The sequence below is a fragment of the Treponema denticola genome, assembly GCF_024181645.1.
Lineage (GTDB): Bacteria > Spirochaetota > Spirochaetia > Treponematales > Treponemataceae > Treponema_B > Treponema_B denticola_A.
This window is the reverse complement of the sequence record NZ_CP058624.1, coordinates 119,167-140,120: the sequence shown is the minus strand read 5'-3', so window position 1 is coordinate 140,120 and position 20,954 is coordinate 119,167. Positions and strand designations below refer to the sequence as shown.

The 20,954-nt window shown below is 38.1% G+C and carries 20 protein-coding genes and 1 tRNA gene; 14 read left to right on the top strand and 7 right to left on the bottom strand.

The genetic code is table 11. The annotated features are described in order from the left end of the window. Positions 1 to 6: 6 nt before the first annotated feature. A complete protein-coding gene (locus HO345_RS00585; RefSeq protein WP_253683370.1) occupies positions 7 to 678 on the bottom strand; it encodes a hypothetical protein in 672 nt (223 codons plus the stop codon). A gap of 11 nt (positions 679 to 689) precedes the next feature. Further along, positions 690 to 1,424: a DUF5058 family protein gene (locus HO345_RS00580; protein ID WP_253683369.1), complete on the bottom strand. Its 735-nt coding sequence runs from the start codon at positions 1,422 to 1,424 to the stop codon at positions 690 to 692. A 249-nt stretch (positions 1,425 to 1,673) separates the two neighbouring features. Here HO345_RS00580 and HO345_RS00575 point away from each other — a divergent pair, with 249 nt between their 5' ends. Further along, positions 1,674 to 3,746 (top strand): sodium-translocating pyrophosphatase, encoded by a 2,073-nt coding sequence (locus tag HO345_RS00575; protein WP_253683368.1) that lies wholly within the window; start codon positions 1,674 to 1,676, stop codon positions 3,744 to 3,746. 143 nt (positions 3,747 to 3,889) lie between these two features. On the opposite strand, the gene HO345_RS00570 is transcribed toward HO345_RS00575, so the two are convergent. After that, a complete protein-coding gene (locus HO345_RS00570) occupies positions 3,890 to 4,924 on the bottom strand; it encodes a PTS sugar transporter subunit IIC (protein WP_253683367.1) in 1,035 nt (344 codons plus the stop codon). Between the two features lie 49 nt (positions 4,925 to 4,973). Further along, positions 4,974 to 5,046 (bottom strand) — tRNA-Ala (locus tag HO345_RS00565). Between the two features lie 112 nt (positions 5,047 to 5,158). On the opposite strand from HO345_RS00565, the gene HO345_RS00560 reads away from it, so the two are divergent. Then, positions 5,159 to 5,656, top strand: coding sequence for a hypothetical protein (locus HO345_RS00560; protein ID WP_253683366.1), 498 nt, complete (start codon positions 5,159 to 5,161; stop codon positions 5,654 to 5,656). A gap of 77 nt (positions 5,657 to 5,733) precedes the next feature. On the opposite strand, the gene HO345_RS00555 is transcribed toward HO345_RS00560, so the two are convergent. Both HO345_RS00555 and HO345_RS00550 read right to left on the bottom strand, forming a co-directional pair. After that, positions 5,734 to 6,852, bottom strand: a complete 1,119-nt coding sequence (locus HO345_RS00555; RefSeq protein ID WP_253683365.1) for a protein-glutamate methylesterase/protein-glutamine glutaminase — start codon at positions 6,850 to 6,852, stop codon at positions 5,734 to 5,736. Positions 6,853 to 6,891: 39 nt separating this feature from the next. Continuing rightward, positions 6,892 to 7,707 (bottom strand): CheR family methyltransferase, encoded by an 816-nt coding sequence (locus HO345_RS00550; RefSeq protein ID WP_010694693.1) that lies wholly within the window; start codon positions 7,705 to 7,707, stop codon positions 6,892 to 6,894. Between the two features lie 128 nt (positions 7,708 to 7,835). On the opposite strand from HO345_RS00550, the gene HO345_RS00545 reads away from it, so the two are divergent. The 12 genes from HO345_RS00545 to HO345_RS00490 all read left to right on the top strand — a co-directional run bounded on the left by HO345_RS00545 (position 7,836) and on the right by HO345_RS00490 (position 20,144). Then, positions 7,836 to 8,459 carry a hypothetical protein gene (locus HO345_RS00545; RefSeq protein WP_253683364.1) on the top strand — a complete coding sequence of 208 codons (624 nt, stop codon included), beginning with the start codon at positions 7,836 to 7,838 and terminating at the stop codon, positions 8,457 to 8,459. Then, the gene (locus tag HO345_RS00540; RefSeq protein ID WP_253683363.1) at positions 8,416 to 9,201 is read left to right on the top strand and encodes an LptA/OstA family protein; all 786 of its coding nucleotides are present in this window, start codon (positions 8,416 to 8,418) and stop codon (positions 9,199 to 9,201) included. The genes HO345_RS00545 and HO345_RS00540 overlap by 44 nt, the downstream gene beginning before the upstream one ends. Next, positions 9,194 to 9,931: an LPS export ABC transporter ATP-binding protein gene (gene lptB, locus HO345_RS00535; protein ID WP_253683362.1), complete on the top strand. Its 738-nt coding sequence runs from the start codon at positions 9,194 to 9,196 to the stop codon at positions 9,929 to 9,931. The genes HO345_RS00540 and lptB overlap by 8 nt, the downstream gene beginning before the upstream one ends. Positions 9,932 to 9,942: 11 nt before the next feature. Beyond that, positions 9,943 to 10,554 carry an aminoacyl-tRNA hydrolase gene (gene pth / locus HO345_RS00530; protein WP_253683361.1) on the top strand — a complete coding sequence of 204 codons (612 nt, stop codon included), beginning with the start codon at positions 9,943 to 9,945 and terminating at the stop codon, positions 10,552 to 10,554. 51 nt (positions 10,555 to 10,605) lie between these two features. Then, the gene (locus HO345_RS00525) at positions 10,606 to 11,310 is read left to right on the top strand and encodes an early set domain-containing protein (RefSeq protein WP_253683360.1); all 705 of its coding nucleotides are present in this window, start codon (positions 10,606 to 10,608) and stop codon (positions 11,308 to 11,310) included. Positions 11,311 to 11,487: 177 nt separating this feature from the next. Next, positions 11,488 to 12,768: a UDP-N-acetylglucosamine 1-carboxyvinyltransferase gene (murA, locus tag HO345_RS00520; protein WP_253683359.1), complete on the top strand. Its 1,281-nt coding sequence runs from the start codon at positions 11,488 to 11,490 to the stop codon at positions 12,766 to 12,768. 227 nt (positions 12,769 to 12,995) lie between these two features. Then, on the top strand, positions 12,996 to 15,230 hold the full coding sequence (locus tag HO345_RS00515; RefSeq protein WP_253683358.1) for a methyl-accepting chemotaxis protein: 2,235 nt from the start codon (positions 12,996 to 12,998) through the stop codon (positions 15,228 to 15,230). 81 nt (positions 15,231 to 15,311) lie between these two features. Further along, positions 15,312 to 16,253: an ABC transporter permease gene (locus HO345_RS00510; RefSeq protein WP_253683357.1), complete on the top strand. Its 942-nt coding sequence runs from the start codon at positions 15,312 to 15,314 to the stop codon at positions 16,251 to 16,253. A 2-nt stretch (positions 16,254 to 16,255) separates the two neighbouring features. Further along, on the top strand, positions 16,256 to 17,218 hold the full coding sequence (locus HO345_RS00505; RefSeq protein WP_253683356.1) for an ABC transporter permease: 963 nt from the start codon (positions 16,256 to 16,258) through the stop codon (positions 17,216 to 17,218). Further along, positions 17,215 to 18,213, top strand: coding sequence for an ABC transporter ATP-binding protein (locus tag HO345_RS00500; RefSeq protein WP_253683355.1), 999 nt, complete (start codon positions 17,215 to 17,217; stop codon positions 18,211 to 18,213). Before HO345_RS00505 ends, HO345_RS00500 begins: the two co-directional genes overlap by 4 nt. Beyond that, positions 18,206 to 19,168, top strand: coding sequence for an ABC transporter ATP-binding protein (locus tag HO345_RS00495; RefSeq protein WP_253683354.1), 963 nt, complete (start codon positions 18,206 to 18,208; stop codon positions 19,166 to 19,168). The genes HO345_RS00500 and HO345_RS00495 overlap by 8 nt, the downstream gene beginning before the upstream one ends. Before the next feature lie 31 nt (positions 19,169 to 19,199). Then, positions 19,200 to 20,144: a cation diffusion facilitator family transporter gene (locus tag HO345_RS00490; protein ID WP_253683353.1), complete on the top strand. Its 945-nt coding sequence runs from the start codon at positions 19,200 to 19,202 to the stop codon at positions 20,142 to 20,144. Here the strand turns inward: HO345_RS00490 and HO345_RS00485 are convergent. Then, on the bottom strand, positions 20,141 to 20,941 hold the full coding sequence (locus HO345_RS00485; protein ID WP_253683352.1) for a M15 family metallopeptidase: 801 nt from the start codon (positions 20,939 to 20,941) through the stop codon (positions 20,141 to 20,143). The genes HO345_RS00490 and HO345_RS00485 overlap by 4 nt on opposite strands. Positions 20,942 to 20,954: the final 13 nt, after the last annotated feature.

The window sequence follows — 20,954 nt, the reverse complement described above, 5'->3', positions numbered from 1 at the left end:
CCTCCCTTAAATTTCTTCTTTAGGCTTAGGTTTTCTATAAGTTAAAAAACCGAAAGCTACCGTTCCGAATACACAGGCCGGAATCATTATATATACCGGTATTTTGATAATGTTTAATAAAGACATGGCCAAGATAAAAGCAAATATACCGTATTTTATGTTTTTAACGGCAAACATTCCGAACATAGCACCGAAGATTGTAGGTGAAACATAGGCAAAGGCTTCCAACACTTTTTTGGGGAAGATGTTCATTAAGGCAGCTCCTCCTACCGCTGCAATAGTTACAATTATCAGATTGGTAACTATCGAGCCTGCAATTCCTAGAGTAGAAACTATTTCAGCTTTCTTTGTGCCGGGTTCCACACCGATAGCTTCTTGCGTAACGGCCGAAGTAGGCAAGCGTACGTTTCCGATATTACCTGAAAGAAAAGACATATAAGTTCCGGGCAAGCCTAGTATGGGGAAATAGCTGACAGGTTCAACAACAGAATAGATTGCATATACGGATGCAGCCAAGCCCCAGCCTGTCAATATATCCTGTGTTGACGGCTTTACTCCATAAACTGTCCAAACAAGAATAGAAGGCAGGAAGCAAAGAACCAAGGATAATAGGTTTGTCAATCTTCCATACCTTATAATCGGTTTTGTAAAAGTTTTTTCATATAATTCGTCACTCATTTAGCTTCTCCTTATTTTAAAATTAAATCTTTAAATACCATTGCAATTACCATTGCAAGAATCATAACAATACCTAAACTGTATTCTTTTAATTTAGGATATTTATTGCCGAGTTTTTCAAACAGAACCATGAGAAGAGCAGCTGATACGCCAGCAGCAATAGCCGGATAATTTTTTCCTTTTACCGACCGAAGAGCTTTTGTTATTTCGTTACTGAATAAAAAGCCGAAAGCTCCGCTCATTGCCGTGACCATTAAAATAGCCAGTTTTGCAGGATCACCGCGTGATATTTTGTTTGACAAAATATTCATTTTATCGGAGAATAAACCCGTCACAAAGAGCCATGCACTTCCGTTTAATGCCATAACCCATGTTGCATTTGCGAAATTTATTAAGCCGTAATCCGGACTTGATAAATCAATGCCTTGAGCTTGAGCCGCCATCTGTGCCGCTGCAAGCTCCGTTGAAGCTGCACCTATAATCGAAAGGCGCATCCATGCAAGAGGACCGCCTATTACCGACATTAAGCCCAGCATAACAATAAAAACACCCAAAACAGGACCGATAGAAGATGTCATACCGATACGGAAAGACTTCCGTACATCGGCATCACTTAAGCCGACAATTTTAGCAGCGTCCTTTGCTTTTTTGCTAAAAATTATAGCTTGAAACAATACCATAATCAATAACGGAAAAGCGGCAAACCATAAAATCCAAGAATTCGCAATGTTCAAATAACTGTCCATAGATTCCTCCTAAATTTCATTTTGTAATAAACCCTATAACAAATAGTCTAACATGCTTTTTTAAATTTGTCCAAGCTAAAATGTAAAAAATAAAATAATTTTAAAATAACCTTGCACAACATAAAAGCCCATTTTATTAAATAAATTCCACTACTTGCAAAACTCCCAAAAATATGCTAGGTTTAAAGATATTATGACGGAAAAACCGTATAATCTATTTCAAGTTGTACAACACAACAGGAGGAAAAAATGAGTATTTCACTCGCATTGTATGCCGTGCTCGGAGGCGGGATTGTTGCCCTGGCTTATGCACTTGTAAGAACCTTGTGGATTTATAAACAAAAGGTTTCAGATCAGTCTTTAAAAGAAATTGGGGGCCATATAGCCGATGGGGCAATGGCTTTTTTAAGAAGAGAATATTTAACTCTTCTTCCTTTTATCGCCATAGTTGCCGTTTTTTTAGCTATAGGAAATAATGGAGCTCTTAGGTTCCAGTCCCTTTCATTCTTGCTCGGTGCTCTTGCTTCAATGTCAGCCGGATACATAGGTATGCGTGTTGCAACACAGGCCAACTCACGCACAACACAGGCTGCGAAGGATCAGGGCCTAAACGGAGCCTTAAAAGTAGCCTTTTCAGGCGGAAGTGTTATGGGAATGAGCGTTGTAGGACTTGCTTTTATAGGTCTTTTTATAGTTCTTATTCTTTCTACTTCACTATTAGGAACTACAGAAAACGTACTTAAAGATATTATTTTACCCTTAGCTACAGCTTTTTCACTGGGAGCATCCTCTATTGCTCTTTTTTCACGTGTAGGCGGCGGTATTTACACAAAGGCTGCCGACGTAGGAGCTGACCTTGTAGGAAAGGTTGAAGCAGGTATCCCCGAAGATGACCCCCGAAACCCGGCCACTATCGCAGACAACGTAGGCGATAACGTAGGTGACGTTGCAGGCATGGGAGCCGACCTCTTTGAGTCCTTTGTAGGCTCATTGGTAGGAGCCATGATTTTAGGTCTAATCGTAAACACTCCGGATTCTTCTTTAAAATTGAGAATGATGCTTTTACCCTTGCTGATTTCGGTTGTAGGTCTTGCAGCTTCCTTAATCGGAACATTCTTTGTAAAGGCAAAACCGGGTTCAAACCCTCAAAAGGCCCTCAATACGGGAACCTTCGGAGCCGCTCTCATTGCAACAATTTTCGTTTTCTTTACCGTAAAATTTGTTATGGGAACCGAAACATTTAACGGAACTCAAGGTTATTTACACGTCTTTGCTTCTACGGTAATAGGTCTTGCTGCAGGCGTTTTAATCGGTATCATTACAGAATTCTACACAGGTACGGGAAAAAAGCCCGTTAAGGGAATCGTAGATGCTTGTGAAACAGGGGCTGCAACCACAATTATTTCAGGTCTAGCCGTAGGTATGAGAAGTGCCTTCCCCGTTATGATTTTAATCGGAGCTTCAATCTTTTCAAGCTTTATGCTTGCAGGCCTTTACGGCGTAGGTATAGCTGCTGTAGGAATGTTGGTAACCCTAGGAATCCAGCTTGCAGTTGACGCATACGGCCCAATAGCCGACAATGCAGGCGGTCTTGCCGAGATGGCAAACTTCCCCAAGGATGTACGCAATATTACTGACAGCCTTGATGCCGTAGGAAATACAACGGCCGCTATCGGTAAGGGCTTTGCTATCGGATCTGCAGCCTTAACGGCCATCATCCTCTTTACTTCGTTTAAAGAGCAGGCCGGTGTAGCAAGCGTAGATATTACAAATATCAATGTTCTTGTAGGTGTTCTTTTGGGAGGAGTTTTCCCCTTCTTGTTCTCGGCACTAACAATGTCGGCAGTAGGAAAGGCAGCCCATAAGATGATCGAAGAGGTACGCCGCCAGTTTAAGCAGCACCCCGGCATCTTGGAAAATACCGAAAAGCCCGATTATAAGAGATGCGTAGACATCAGTACTCAGGCTGCTTTAAAAGAAATGGTTATCCCCGGTATTGCCGCAATTATTACACCCATCCTTGTAGGCTTTGCAGGAGGCCCAGCAATGTTAATCGGTCTTTTGACAGGTGTAACGGTATCAGGCGTTGTATTGGCAGTCTTTATGTCCAATGCAGGAGGTGCATGGGATAATGCAAAGAAGATGATTGAAGGCGGAATCGCAGGCGGAAAAGGATCACCTTCTCACAAGGCCGCTGTTGTAGGCGACACTGTAGGCGACCCCTTCAAAGATACTTCCGGCCCCTCCATCAATATATTGATTAAGCTTATGTCAATGGTTTCATTGGTTATAGCCCCGATGTTAAAAATATACTGGGGATAAGTTATTGAATTTCCGGTAAACGGAAATCCGATAAACACAAAAAAAAGACGGCCTTATTTTTTAAGACCGTCTTTTTTTATTCGTGCGGAGGGTTTAATATCCTGTTGCTGCACAACGTACGCTCTGCGTTGTAATGAAGGGTATTAAAGATCCAGCTTTAAATCTCCATCCTTAATCCAATTTATTTTTCTTAAAATAAAGGTAAAAAATAATGCTAAAACAGCCGGCAGTACAAAATGTAAAAGAAGAATAGCAAAATATGTGTCGTGGCCTCCCCTTCCTATAGATTCCATTGCCGTGATAGTTCCTATTTGACCTACAAGGCCGCAGGTTCCCATTCCTGAACCAAGGGGTATGTTTTCCATTTTAAAAATGATAGTAGCCAAGGGGCCTAAAACAGCGGCCGTCAAGGTCGGCGGTATCCATATCCTAGGGTTTTTAATTATATTGGGCATGTGTAGCATACTTGTTCCTATGCCTACGGCAAAACTTCCTCCAAGGCCGTTATCCCGATAGCTCATAACCGCGAAGCCTATCATTTGAGCGGCACAGCCGACGGTTGCAGCTCCTCCTGCAAGCCCCGCAAGGGAAAGCATCATACAAATGGCAGCACTGCTTATGGGCAGGGTCAGAATAACACCGACCAACACTGAAACCGTAACTCCCATCCAAAAGGGCTGGAGGGCAGTAGCGTCCATAATGATTTTTCCTAGCCATGTCATAAAAGAGGACATTCCCGGCCCTACCAAGGCGGCAATAATAGTTCCCGAAATAATAGTTACCATAGGAGTAACGATAAGATCAATCTTTGTTTCGCGGGAAACGGCTTTTCCCAGCTCGGTACTGATTATCGTCGCGATAAAGGCGCCTACGGGTCCTCCAAGCTTGTTGCCTGCAAAGCCTACTATCGTTGCCGAAAAAAGCACAAAGGTGTGGGCTTTTAAAGAATGGGCTATGGCTATACCGATTGCGGCCCCCGTCATATCTCGGCAAATCGGCCATACGGTTTCGGTCAAAAAAGGAATATTAAGTTTAAGTCCTATGCTGTTTAAAATAGTCCCTACCAAAAGAGAAGAAAAAAGGCCCATAGCCATCGCACTCATAGCATCGATAAAATAACGTTTAGCCGATATTTCGATATTCTTTTTAGCCAAAAAGTTTTTAAAAGAGTTATTCATTTAAAATGCTCCCGGAATAAAATACTATATTTTTTAGCGGAAAAGATATTGGAGAATATGGGAATCGAACCCACGACCTATTGATTGCGAACCAATCGCTCTACCAACTGAGCTAATTCCCCAAGGCTGTAAATAAGATTCTCACAAACAACGTCCCATGATGTTACATCAAATGAAAAAAAAAAGCAATCAGGTATCTTGTTTTTTTCAAATTTTTTACGTAGAATGATGATTATGAAAAAAAATCTATATTTTTTATTCCTTATCACGGCTTTTCTTATCTTTACCTTGTCATGCGAAACATTTAATGCAGCTAATAGCAAAAAAACATTAAAAGAACAAGACCGTATTTCGGTTCCTTTCGATGAATACCTTACAGAAAGGGTTTGGCGCTTGGCAGGCTGCTATTCTGAAAACGGCCTTTATGTACAGCTTGATGCAAATTTGACAAGCTCCCGTATTAATTTTTTTTATAACGGAAAGTTTCAAGCCACAACGGGTATAACAAACTATGAAGGAACATGGAAGCAGAAAAAAAATAAAAAAGACAGTCCTTTTAAATTTCAAATAACCGGAAAAAAACTTATAGACCCTTCAAATACGATAGGTAAATCTTTTGACTCTTCTTTTGAAAGGAATTTAATAAATACCTACAGGATTGAAATAAGTAAAAATGAAATAAAATTTTATTCTAAAGAAGGCGAGCTTTTACTCCGGTTTATAAGACTGTAAGATAGCTTTTGTTAAAGATTTTACGCACAAAAAAACCGCCCTTTCGGACGGTTTTTATTTAAGATAAGTTTAAATTTTTAAGCAAATTCCTTTCCGTAACGGTTTATGGCAGCAGCCATATTATCAAGGCCTACCTGTTCCATAACTCCGCCCATTTCCCATGCAACCCGAGGCATACCGTATACAACTGAAGAAGCTTCATCTTGTCCTATGGTGCGGGAACCTTCGGTGTAAAGCTTTGTGATATTCTCAGCACCATCCTTTCCCATACCGGTCATGATTATTCCAAGGGCATGGTTTTGGTATTCCTTTGCAACAGATCCAAATAAAACATCAACGCTTGGTTTGTGACCGCTTTGAGGTTCCGTATCTATAATCTTTGCAACGGCGGCAAGAGAGCGTTTTTCTACAACCAGATGTTTTCCGCCGGGCGCAATCAAAATACGGCCGGGCTTTATAAGATCACCGTCTTCAGCTTCTTTTACTTCAAGAGGACAGATTTTATCCAAGCTGGACGCAAATTCCTTTGTAAATCCGGGGGGCATGTGCTGAACCACAACTATCGGCTGCGGAAGATCTTTATCGATAGATGCAAAAACTTGACGTAAAGCATTCGGCCCGCCGGTCGAAATACCTATAGCAATAATCTGAATATTTCCATGCTCCCGTTGAGCCTTAGGTTTTTCTTCTTTTTGAGGCTCAGCAGCTGTCATAGGCTTAGGGATAGAACTCTTAAACGGCTCAGAGAAAGGCTTCGCCGTATCTGTACTTCTTGTACCTGTCTCAATTTGATGACGGCGGCCGTAGGCAAGCAGCATTTTGGAAAGAGTTTCTGAAACGGTATTAAGATTGGCAGATTCCGAACCGGAAGGTTTTGTGATAAAATCGCAAGCCCCAAGTTCCAAACAATCCATAGTAACCTTAGCACCTTCTTTTGCAATACTGGACAAGATTACTACAGGGATCTTTATGTTTTGCTTTTTAAGTTCTCTTAAAAATTCAATACCGTTCATTTCAGGCATTTCCAAGTCTAAAACGATAACATCCGGGGCCACACGGTCAAGTTTTTGAAGAGCAAAACGGCCGTTCATAGCCTTATCGGCTATTTTTAGACCCGGAGTAGCATCAACAATCTTCCCTATAAGGTTCCTCATCAATGCAGAATCATCCACTATTAAAACACGAATATCTTCCATAAACAACTCCTTTAGAAGAATTATATAAAACCTTTAAAATCAAAAACCCTTTTGATAAAAACAAGCCCAATCCGTTTTTAAAAACTTAAATTGAGTTTCCATACCGAAAAGAGATTCGGAATGACCTATAAATAAAAAAGATTTAGGCGACATAGCGCGCCAAAACCTATCAATAACATCTTTTTGAGCAGGTTCATCAAAATATATCAAAACATTTCGGCAAAACACAAGATCAAAATCTGTATGCTTTGAGTCATGTTTTAAGTTATGATAGTCAAAATTCACCATTTGCATTATATCTTTTTTCACCTGATAGCCGTCATTTAGCTTGTCAAAATAAAGCTTCAAATAATCTTCAGGAATTCCTGTAACTCTGGATTCCTGATAAAAGCCGGTCTTACCGACAAGAAGACATTTTAAGGATAAGTCGGAAGCTGTAATTTCGGCAGTAAACCCTGCAGGAAGGTGTTTTTTCATAACCATTGCTATGGTGTAAGGTTCCTCACCTGTTGAACATCCGGCGCTCCATATTTTAAGTTTATTTTTACCTGCTGCCCTTTTCACCTTTACAAGCTCAGGAATAACGTAATTTTCCAATGCATCAAAATGAGGCTGGTTTCTAAAAAATCTTGTAAGGTTTGTTGTAACGGAATCTAAAAGGCTCTTTTGCTCTTCCGAATCCTTCATAAGCATTGCATAATAATCAGACACCTTTTCAAGTTTCTTATCCCTAAGTTTTTCTTTTAATCTGCTTTCCAAAATAGACCTATTAGTATCGGAAAAAGTAATACCGCTAGCGGTATATATTAAATCGCTGAACATATGGAATTCTTGATCAGTTAAAAAATCTGCCATACTCTAGGCTCCTGTAATCCTTAAATTTATTTTTTAAATCTTTCACATAGTGTATGCCTTATACGATATTATGTCAATCGGCAATCAAAGGCTTTTGACTAAGATTAAAAAAGATAGTATAATAAACCATGAATTTTAAGGAAGCTCAACATTTTATTATAGCCTCCATTCTCGCTATTATATCATTTTCTTGTACTTTAAACTATAGTAAAGAGGCACAAAATTTTGAAAAAAAACCGAATTTTGTATTTAAAAATGCAAATTTAGATCAATATGAAGAAAATTCCTTGAATTTACGTATAAATTTTATGGAATTAGAGATTTATGATTCGGATAAAATATGGGCCGGGAAAGATCTGCGTTTCTTTAAAATAGATAAAAAATCGCTTGAAACCGGCAAACCGGAGGCGGAACTCAAAGGACGAGCCGGGATTATCAAAATAGACGAAAAAAATAATCAATACTTTTTGGGTCAAAAGGTTCTTTTTGAAGATTTAAAAGAAGGTCTTATGATTTCCGGAGATGCATTTTTTTGGGACAAAAATGAAAATCTCCTATATGGAGTAGAAGGCGATTCGGTAACAGTAAAAAGGGGAGATGAGCTTTACATAAGCGGTGAAGGGTTTATAGCAAACACTCTTTCTAAAGAATTCGAATTTTTAAATTCGATAGAAGGTAAAATTCAGACTAAAAATAAGGAGAATGAAAATGAAGAAAATTCAAACCGAAATTCGGAATCACAAGAGCCTTAAACTTTTTGCCGTATATCTTCTCATATTCCTTTTTTTAATGAATATTAGTGCTCAAACATCAACAATAAGTTTTAAAGCCGATAAGGTAACAGCCTCAGTATCTGAAAATAAAAAATCGACTAATTTAATAGGAAATGCCAAAGTTAAGGTAGACAGCTTAACCATATCGGCAGACCGTATCGAAATTTTTGGAAAAGATTATAGATACGTAAATGCAAGCGGTTCGGTCAAGGGCGAGGACGACGAAAAGGGATACAGCTTTAAGGCCGATATAATCAATTTTGACAGAAAAACGGATATGGTTACAATGTTCGGAAAACTGGAGCTTAAAGACACAAAAAATGATGTCAGTATTAATGCCGAAAATATTGAATATAAAAAAAAGCAAGAAATAATTATCATGCGTTTTAATGTAAAAATAATAAATAAAGATATAAACTGTAATTCAATGTTTGCTTTATACAATAGAAAAGAATCAAAGGTAGAATTAACAGGAAGTCCCGTCGTAAAAAAAGGAAAGGACGAATTTAGGGCCGGAAAGATTTCCGTTAATTTGGATACGGAAGATATAACCCTTGACGGCCGAGTCAGAGGTTCCGTCGAGCAAGGAAAAGACGAAAAAGAAGACAATAAAGAACCTGAAGATAATAAAAACTCTCAAGATGAGAAAAACAACAATACCAGTCTTCAGGAAAACGGAGACAAACCGGACCAAAATCAAGAGGAAAAGCCCAATGTTTGACGAAAAAAGTATTTTAAAGGTTGAAGGATTAAACAAATTTTTTAGAAAAAAACATGCCGTAAAGGATGTCGGTTTTTCAATGTATCAGGGCGAAATTGTAGGCCTGCTGGGCCCTAACGGAGCGGGAAAAACCACCACATTCTATATGATTGTAGGTTTTTATAAACCGAATTCCGGAAACATATATTTGGACGGCAATAGAATAACAAACCTGCCAATGTATAAAAGAGCCCACGCAGGAATTTCATATTTACCGCAAGAAGCTTCCGTTTTTAGAAAGCTCACTGTAGAACAAAATATCTATGCAATTTTAGAAACACGCAAAGACCTCTCCAAAGAGCAAAAAAAGGAAAGGCTCGAATTTCTTCTCGAGGAATTCGGAATTACAGCAAACAGAAACCAACAAGCCTATACCCTCTCCGGAGGAGAAAGAAGGCGAACCGAAATAGCCAGAGCCCTAGCCATTGAACCTAAGTTTTTGCTTTTGGATGAACCCTTCGCCGGAATTGATCCGATTGCAGTGCATGACATTAAAAGTATAGTCCGTATTTTAGCCGACCAAGGCATCGGGATTTTAATAACCGACCACAATGTCAGGGACACCTTGGAGATAACCGACAGGGCCTATATAATCGGCAGCGGAGAAATTGTAGAACAAGGCTCACGGGATGAAATTCTAAATTCTGAAATTGCCCGAAAAATATATCTTGGCGAAGAATTTAGAATGTAATTGGAGATGAGATGATAGACTTAATCGTTTTTTTAGGCAACTACGGAAAAAAATACGAAAATACAAGGCATAATGCAGCCTGGGTTTTATGCGATTCAATAGAGATAGGCTCAAATGCCGTATGGCAGGGTAAATTTAAGGGGCAATATGCAAAGCTGCCTTCTTCTATGACGGCCGGCAGGACTGTACATCTATTAAAACCCGAAACCTATATGAACCTATCGGGAGAAAGCGTAATAGCTGCCGCATCTTTTTTTAGATTAAAGCCCGAAAATATTTTAATAGTGCATGATGAGCTGGAATTAAAACCCGGTATTCTCAGCTTTAAGTGGTCGGGAGGTCTCAGCGGACATAACGGATTACGCTCCATAAAATCGGTTTTAAATACGGCAGATTTTTTCCGTCTAAGGATAGGCATAGGCCGGCCCGATTTTTCATCTCAAGGAGGAGATGCTTCCCCCGATATTTCAGGCTATGTGCTTTCCCGTTTTGCACAATCCGAATTGGATGTCCTAAAAAGCCAAGTACCTCAAGCCGACTTTTTTTTTAAAGAATTATTGGAAGCTGATGAACCTCAAACTCTTATAAAAAAATGGGCTAAGGTACTGCCACCTCAAAGTTAAACTCCTGCTTAAGATTTTTTTTATTTTTCCGACACTAAAATAAGGATGAGTATGAAAAAATCAGTATTCTTATTAATTTTTATTAGTCTTTTTTTACCAATAGCTTTTTCTGAAAAGAGTATTGAGCCGGAAGTTTATCAAAAACTAGTAGAGTCTATTGTACGTATTGAAGCTCCTAAAATTAAGGATGGTCACATAATTTTTACCTCCACAGCTAAGAGGCATGTAGGTATAGCCTTTTCTCATGAAGATTACAAGCATATTCATTCCTTTAAAAAGCTCCCCCAAAATGAACTATATGAAGACAAGGAGCCTATCTTGTTCTATATTTTTCCGATTCCCGATGAGTTAACGGAAATAAAATACAGGCTTGTAATAGACGGACTTTGGTCATCGGATCCGGTAAATAGTAACACAGCCTTTGATAACATACACAGCATGAGTGTTTCACGTATTGAGGTCCCTTACAAAAAAGAGTATAAAACCGAGGTAAGCAATAAAAGATTGGTAAAATTTACATATTTAGGAGAACCTAAAAAAATTATAAGGCTTGCCGGTTCATTTAATAATTGGGATCCCTTTATGTATGATCTTATAGAGGTTTCTCCGGGACGATATGAGTTAAATTTGAATTTACCGTCCGGAACTTGGCTATATGCTTACTTTTCAGGCGGAAGCCGGCTGCCGGATAATACAAATAAAAATTATGTATATACGGCCGATGGACGGGTCGCTTCGGTTATAACCGTTAATTAAAGTTTTTATAGGAGATATGATAAACAGTTCGGAAGGAATTCAGCCTCACTGTTTATCTTCGAGTTTGCCTTTCAGGCAAACATCGCATCATTGTATGCGGTTTGTAAACAAACCGCTTGAAAAAACTTTTTTCGCAAATTGATATTTGCTGCAAAAAGTTTTTATAGGAGATTAAGTATGCACGAATATATTATACAAGGCGGATTTCCCGTAAAGGGAACAATAAAAGCAAGCGGAAATAAAAATGCAGCCCTGCCCTGCATTGCTGCCGCCATCCTTTCGGAAGAGCCCATTATCCTCAAAAACATTCCCGAAATTGAGGACGTTTTTGTAATGCTTCAAGTTTTTGAAGCTCTGGGAGGGCACTACGAAAAAATAGAAAAAAACGTATTTAAGCTCCAAATAGAAAAGGTAAAAACAAGCAAGATACCTGAGGATCTTGCGACAAAGATAAGGGCTTCCATTTTATTTGCAGGCCCGCTTTTGGCAAGAACAGGCAAGGCTGTTTTGCCCCCTCCGGGAGGAGACGTTATCGGAAGACGCCGCCTCGATACCCATTTTTTAGCCTTGACGGAATTGGGAGCCAGAGTCGAAACCGATCAAAATTTTTCTTTTATTGCACATAAGCTGATGGGAGAAGACATATTTTTGGATGAAGCCTCCGTTACGGCAACGGAAAATGCTATCATGGCAGCCAGCCTCGCAGAAGGAACTACCATCATATCAAACGCAGCAAGCGAGCCCCATGTTCAAGAGCTTTGTAAGATGTTAAATAAGATGGGAGCAAAAATCAGTGGAGTAGGCTCCAATATACTGACTATCGAAGGTGTCAAAAAATTGAACGGTACGGAACACCGTATCGGCCCTGATTATATGGAAATAGGCTCTTTTATCGGTCTTGCTGCCGTTACCCGCGGTCAGCTTAAAATTACCGATGTAGAACCGAGAGATATGAGACCGCTGCGTGTAGCCTTCGGCAAGTTGGGTATAGGCTGGTCTTTAGAAGGAACCACCCTTACCGTTCCCGATAAGCAAAAGATGCAGGTAAACTGTGACCTCGGCGGAATGATACCCAAGATTGACGATGCCCCATGGCCGGGTTTTCCGCCTGATTTGACAAGCATTATGACTGTAATAGCAACGCAGGTAGAAGGCACGGTTTTAATTCACGAAAAAATGTTTGAATCCAGAATGTTCTTTGTAGATAAGCTAATAGGAATGGGCGCCCGCATTACCTTGTGCGATCCTCACCGAGCAGTCATTTCGGGTCCAAGCTCCCTCCACGGAAGCGAATTGGTTTCTCCCGATGTAAGAGCCGGCATGGCCATGGTAATTGCGGCCTGTTGCGCCCGCGGAGAAAGCATTATCCGAAACGTCTACCAGATAGAAAGAGGCTATGAGCACCTAGTCGAAAGGCTTAAATCCATAGGCGTAAAAATAGAGCTCAACGAAAAATAGAAGGCATTTTTTTTCAAAAAAATTAAAAAAAACTATTGACTAACATTTATTTTTTTTGTAAACTCCAAATTACTTTCAATATAAGTGTGCTGATATTGTTTGAATAGTATTTTATTCTTTAAGCATAAAAGATCATTCTAATAGAATAAAATACTAACTCTTTAAAGTCCTCAAAGCACATTTCAATTATTTAATTCGTTTTAATCATACTTTTGGAGAATAAATTTATGGATGAAGCTAAAAGGAAAGAAGTCCGCAAAACTAAGGGAGAAGAAGGTTCTAAGGTATTAACTATAAGAACAAAAATTATAACAGCATTAATCTCGGTTCTATCTGTCTTTATTATTCTTACAAGTATAGTTCTTGTAAGAAAACTGAGTGAGACTTCAAAACAAAACGCTGTCGCAAAGCTATATGATTCCAGCAAAAATCTTAGCTCCTATGTCGAAACGGTTATAAAAAATGTTTATGATACAAATAAAACTTTAGCAAAAACATTTGAATCTTTCTCTGATATTCCGCCTGAAATCAGAAGATTTTATTTCAATAGCTTACAAAAAAAAATTTTAAAGGAATCCGAACAATTTATAGATGTATGGACAGTTTGGGAACCTAATGCCCTAGATGAGCTTGACTATAAATTTAAAAATACTGAAGGACATGATGATACAGGAAGATTTATTCCATATTGGACAAAGATAAACGGAAAAATCTCAATGACACCATTAACCGGCTATGCAGGCAGCTTTTGGTATGAAAAACCTAAATCTTCTCCTCAAGGTATTTTGATTGAACCCAATAATTATGAGCTCCAAGGAAACATGATTTATGTCGCAGGCACTGCAATCCCAATACGCGACAGAACAGGAAAAGCCTTAGGTGTAGTAGGGATTGACTACTCCCTTGATTATATGCAGGAAAAACTTTCAAAAGAAGTTTTCTTTAAATCCGGTTATGCAATTCTTATTTCAGCTAAAGGCACAGTTCTTGCACATAAAGATAAAAACTTAATATCAAAAACTCTTCCCGAATTTGAAAATAAAGAAATAGCAGATTATTTTTTTGACGCAAAGAGGTCTCTTACTCCATTTTTAATTGAAACTCAAATAAACGGAAATAAACATCTTGAAGTATTTACACCTGTCAAAATAGGCCGTACAAATGAAGTATGGTTTGTAGGCACTTCAATACCCGAAAAAGAAATCTATGAAGAAAGTACAAACTTAATTAAACTTGTTTCCGTAATTTTATTGACAGGCTTTATTGCATCAATAATCATTCTAACATTTATAATAAACGGAATCACAAAGAGAATTTCAAACGTAGTTAAAGCTCTCAGAAATATTGCTCAAGGAGATGGAGACTTGACAGCCCGTTTAGAGGAAAAGGGTAAGGATGAAATTTCAGATCTATCTCATTCATTTAATCAAACAATAGAAAAGATAGGCTTTACGATAAGGAATGTTGCGAACAGTACTTTGGATATGCAAAAGACAGGAGAAACTCTTGCAGTAAACGTTTTTGAAACCGCAAGTTCAATAGGCCAAATAAGTAAAAATATTTTAAAGGTAAAAGACCAAGCTGAATCTCAATCGGCAAGTGTGAGTGAAGCTACGGCAAATGTCGAACAAATTCTTCAAACAATAAAACAGTTAGACGGCCGTATTGAAAGTCAAGCCGCAAATGTTTCACAATCTTCTTCCTCAATTGAAGAAATGGTTGCTAATATTTCTTCAGTTACAAAAATATTGGATCAAAGCGATTCGGCAATTAAAGAGTTGGCAGATGCAACAGTCTACGGTAAGGATGCTCTTCACCTTTCAAATTCTGTTACACAAAAAATTGCAGAAGAGTCAGGCAGCTTGATTGAAGCTTCAAATGTCATTCAGCACATTGCAAATCAAACAAACCTATTGGCCATGAATGCTGCAATTGAAGCTGCCCATGCAGGAGAAGCAGGAAGAGGCTTTGCAGTAGTTGCGGATGAAATTAGAAAATTAGCCGAAGAATCAAGTCTTCAAGGAAAATCAATTTCTTCTGCTCTTAAGAAATTCTCAGAGGAAATCTCCATATTAGCATCTTCTTCAAAAACCGTAGAAGAAAAATTTAATGCAATTTTTAGTCTTGCTGAAAATGTAAAATCGATGAGCGGCAGCGTTATGGCTGCAATGAGAGCACAAGAGAGCGGAAGTCATAAAGTTCTATCTGCAATTCATGATATAAATAATATCACACTGGAAGTTCAATCAGGCTCTGCCGAAATGCTAAAGGCCGGTGAAGATGCCGTAAAAGAAATGAATCGGCTTGAAGGATTAACACAGATTATAAATGACAGCATCCAAGAAATGTCGGCAGGCACAGACCAAATACAAACTTCCTGTTCCGAAGTAAAGGGTATTTCACAAAAAAATAAAATGAATATTGAAGCCCTTGCAGAAGAGGTCGGCAAATTCAAAATATAACGGGACACTTAACCTCTTCCTATTATATAAAATTTATGGTATTCTAAACCTTAGGTTTAACAAAAGGGCTCGGTTTACAATATGCTTAAGTTTATTTTTAAGAGAATTTTATACGGTATTCTTACAATGTTCATAGTTGCAAGTATTACCTTTTTTTTAGTGCATATTATTCCGGGCAACCCCATTGAAACCATAGCTGAAAATTTACCTGAAGAAAGACGGAACGAGCTTTATTCTCAATACGGATACGACAAATCCCTTTTTACTCAATACATAGTTTTTTGGAAAAATCTTTTGGTTAAGGGAGATTTAGGAACCTCGCTTTATTACCGAGGAAGACTTGTTACCGATGTAATAAAAAACCACGCCCCTATTTCGGCAAGACTTGGACTCCAAGCATTATTTTTCGGCGTTTCAGTTGGTTTAAGTTTAGGTATATTATCAGCCGCTAAACGCGGAAAAAAAATCGATTATGCCGTTATCCTAATCGCAGTTATAGGAATATCTATTCCAAGTTTTGTTATGGGTCAGATGCTGCAATACTTTTTCGGCATCAAACATAATCTTTTTCCGATTACAGGTTGGGGAAGTTTTAAATATACAGTCTTGCCTTCTTTAGCCTTGGCCATAGGCCCGATTGCAAAATACTCCCGCTATATGCGATCCAATTATTTGGATATTATAAACCAAGATTATATTTTAACCGCAAGAGCAAAGGGAGCTTCAAAGGTAAGAATTATAAAAAGCCATATTCTAAGAAACGCTTTTTTGCCGATCATAACTATGCTCGGCCCTCAAATAGCCTTTACCTTCACAGGCACTTTTATAATCGAAAATATTTTTTCGGTTCCCGGACTGGGTTCCTATTTCGTGCGTTCAATTTCCGAAAGAGATTATACGATGGTAATGGGTCAAACTATTTTTATTTCTTTTTTATATGTAGCATCTCTCATTATAGTAGACATAGCTTATAATTTGCTCGACCCGAGAATTAAGGTGCAAGCAAAAAATGAGGTTCTTTAAAAATGGATGAAAAAAAAATTGCAAGCTATGATGAGCCGATTAAAGAATTAAATTTAAGTCCATCTGATTTTGAACCCGTTATAAGAACAAAAAAGGCACTTCAAACAACAAGGGTCAGTATAGGCTTTTGGGAAGATGTAAGACGGAGATTTAAAAAAAGCAAAAGAGCTCTTTTTTCTTGTGCAGTCTTGGGATTAATTATTTTGATATGTTCATTCGGCCCGATTTTAAGCGGACGGTCAGCCGATGACGGAAACTTAAAAGAAAAAAATTTAAGCCCCTCGTTTTCTCATTTTTTTGGAACAGATGAATTAGGGCGGGATATATTTACAAGGGTCTGTAAGGGCGGCAGGGTTTCTCTTATAATTGCAATTATAGGAGCTGCAATCGATATGAGCATAGGTTTAATTTATGGAGGTATTTCAGCATACTCAGGCGGAAGAACCGATACTATAATGATGCGCATAGTCGAAATACTTTCAAGTATTCCTTATTTAATTACCGCTATTTTAATTTCTCTTATTTTCGGTAAAGGAATTTTTTCGATTATCATCGCAATGACAATTACAGGCTGGTGCTTTACTGCACGGCTTGTCCGCGGTCAGGTCTTACAAATAAAAAATCAGGATTTTATTTTGGCGGCACAGGCCTTGGGCACGGGTTCATTTAAAATTATAATAAAGCATTTACTTCCCAACACTGTGAGTATTATGATAATCGCTTTAACCTTTGATATTCCTTCATTTATTTTTGGAGAAGCCTTTTTGTCTTATATCGGATTAGGAATTCAGCCGCCATATACCAGCTGGGGGGTGTTGGCATCCGAAGCCCAAAAGACAATGCTTTTTTATCCTTACCAATTATTTTTTCCCGCTCTATTTATAAGCCTGACAATTTTGTCATTACAGATTATCGGCGATGCTTTACGGGATGCAATGGATCCGCATTTAAGGAAGTACAAATGAAACCTATTTTACAAGTTAAAGATTTGGCTGTTACTTTCAAAACTTATGCAGGAACAATCCATGCCGTAAACGGAATTTCATTTAATCTATACGAGGATGAAACTCTTGTACTTGTCGGAGAGTCCGGCTGCGGAAAAAGCGTTACGGCTCATTCAATTTTAAAACTCCTCCCCGGAAAAAAAACACGCATACACGAAAAGTCCCAAATTATTTTTGAAGATAAAAATATCTTGGAATATTCCGAAGAAGAAATGCAGCACATAAGAGGAAATGAAATATCCATGATTTTTCAAGACCCTCTGACATATTTAAACCCTACGATGCCCATAGGCAAGCAGGTTATGGAAAGCATTTTAATTCATCAAAGGTTGAGCAAAAAAGAAGCCTTAGAGCGAACTATAAAAATTTTAGAGCTGGCTCAAATTCCTGACCCCGAAAAAAGACTCAAGCAATATCCTCACGAATTTTCGGGCGGTATGAGGCAGAGGGTTTTAATCTCGATAGCCCTAGCAAGCAATCCTAAAATTTTAATTGCCGACGAACCTACAACGGCACTGGATGTTACAATTCAAGCCGAGATATTGGAACTTATACAAAAAATTCAAAAAGAAACAAAGACGGCCGTAATGCTTATCACGCATGACCTTGGAATTGCAGCCGAAATTGCAGACCGCATTCAGGTTATGTATGCCGGAAAAATTATCGAACGCGGAAGAGCAGAAGATATTTTTAAAAACGCACAACACCCATATACAAAAGCCCTGCTTGCAGCCGTCCCTTCAATAGACCAATTAAAAGAAAATAAACTTTATTCACCCGAAGGGAATCACCCCGATATGCTTTCTGTTTCAGACGGCTGTGCTTTTGCCGACAGATGCGAAAAATGTATGAAAGTTTGCCTTAGGCATAAACCTCCCGAAATGCGGGTAAGAGATGAACACTTTACTTCCTGCTGGCTTCAACATGAATTTGCAAAAGGAAAAAACAATGGCTGATACTCTTTTAGAAGTTTGTAATTTAAAAAAATATTTTACTCTGGGACGTAAAGAAATTTTACATGCAGTAGATGATGTAAGCTTCACGGTAAACCGAGGAGAAACGGTAGGTATAGTAGGCGAATCGGGCTGCGGCAAAACCACTTTAGGGAGAACCGTCCTCGGCCTTTACCGCCCTACTGCCGGAAAAATAATTTTTGACGGAACCGAAATCGGCTCGGCTTCAAAAAAAGAACTGCATACTTTTAAAAAGAGGGCTCAAATAATTTTGCAAGATCCTTTTGCTTCTTTTAATCCCCGTATGACAATTTCTCAAATTATTTCGGAAGGAATGGAAGCTCACAATTTATATAAAACAAAAAAAGAAATGGAGAATAGCGTATATTCTCTTCTTGAAACCGTAGGCCTTGTTCCCGAACATGCCAATAGATTCCCTCATGAATTTTCGGGAGGCCAAAGACAAAGAATAGGAATTGCAAGAGCCCTGGCAGTGGAACCCGACTTTATAGTTTGTGATGAGCCTATTTCTTCCCTCGATGTTTCAATTCAAGCTCAGATAATAAATTTATTGATAAGGCTTCAAAAAGAATTTAAAATGACCTATCTATTTATTGCCCATGATTTATCTATAGTAAAATATATTTCCGATAAGGTCGGCGTTATGTATTCGGGGAAACTTGTAGAATTTGCAAAAAGTGCCGACCTATATAAAAACCCGCTTCATCCTTATTCTCAAGCCTTAATTTCTGCAATTCCAAGTACCGATATAGATTCTCCTATGTCGGCACGGCGTATTCATATCCATGGAGAAATAAGCAGTGCAATCAATCCTCCTCAAGGCTGCCGTTTTTACAAACGCTGCCCAAAGGCCTTTGAAAAGTGTAAATCAATTTCACCGGAATTAATCGAAACGGAAGAAGGGCATTTTACGGCCTGCCATTTAATTCAAGATTGATTTTATTTTATTATTTTGATATAATAAAAAAATGGATAGCGGTAACAGAATAAAACTTGTAAGAATTGCCTCTCTAATTTCTCTTATCGGAAACATAATAATATGCATCGCAAAACTTGTAATAGGAATTTATGCAAACAGTCTTTCAGTAATCGGCGATGGAATTGACTCTGCTACGGATATCGGCATTTCTATTATGACCCTTGCAGTAAGTTTTATAATAGGAAGACCTTCGGATAAGAAACACCCATGGGGTCATCAAAGAGCTGAAACTATGGCCTCACTCATCTTAGCCTTTATAATTATGATAGCCGGATTTCAATTATTTATCACAGCGACAGGGAAACTCATAAATGTTTATAAAGGAACCGTAACTATTCTGATGCCTCACATATTTGCCGTTATTGTTACGGTATCTTCAATTGCGGTAAAATTACTTTTAGCCCTAAACCAGTATATTATAGGCAAAAAAACCGGCAGCATGATGATTCAAGCCAATGCAAAAAATATGACAAATGACGTAATTCTTTCCGCTTCGGTTTTAGCAGGTCTTGCAATTTCACATTTTTTTAAAGCTCCTATTTTCGATGCAGTTACAGCCCTCCTCGTAAGCCTTTGGATTATGAAATCGGGTATAGAACTTTTTATGGAACTGAATATCGAATTAATGGACGGGAATACAAACGATATTTTATATAAACAATTATTTGAAGCCGTTAATTCCGTTGAAGGGGCTCATAATCCTCACCGCGCAAGAATAAGAAGGATGGCAAACCTTTTAGATATAGATTTGGATATTGAGGTCGATGCCGCAATCAGTATTTATGAAGGTCATTGTATAGCGGAAAAAGTAACTTCAGCAATTAAAGAAAAAATAGAAAATGTTTATGATGTCATGGTACACATTGAACCGTACGGAATTCATAACAATGAAGAAGAGGGTTTCGGCCTTTCCGAAAAGGATATAAACAACTAATTAAGTTTTGCTTTTTCTTTTTTCCAAAGGTCAATAAATTCCAGCATATATTGCTGAATATCGCTGAACCATTCTTTTTGAAATTTACAAGCCTCAACGCCCAAATACCTATAATGCCAGCACTCCCATTTATAGCCTGTAACATGCTCCATATCTTTCGGGTAAGATAAAGACCAACCGTAGTTTCCTGCATTTTCAAAAAGCCATTTCCCTTCAGCAGTATCGGCATAGTCATCCGTAATTGTACCGAAGTCAATGGCAGTACCAAGTTGATGCTGACTGGCGCCGGGAGGGGCAGAAAAAGACTGAGTGTTTTTTTTACCATGCATATTTACATATTTTGAAAAAAGTTTTGACTGATAGATATAAGAACGATAACCTGAACTTACCCTTATTTCTATTCCGTTTTTTTTTGCTGCTTCCGCCATTTTTTGCAATGGACGTTCTGCAATTTTTGCAAGATAGATATTGGTGCGATCTAGAACATACTTTCTATCTTTTATGTCATAGAGCAATATAATATTTTTAGGTTCATAATTTTTATCAAGAAGGTTAAGCTTATCTACCAAGACCAAAACATCTTCTTTTTCATTATTTAATACATTATTTAAATTCTTAAAAAAAATATTTCGATTGTTATTTATTTTATTAAAGATATCCTTAGGAAACCGTTTTGAAATATACGTATATACTTTTTTATATACATTTTCATCGGAAATTTTATTGTTAGGATAAATAGAAAATATAAAGACAAAAAAGAAAAATAGAAAGAAAATTTTCTTTAGAGTAAAATGCATATTTTAGTACTGA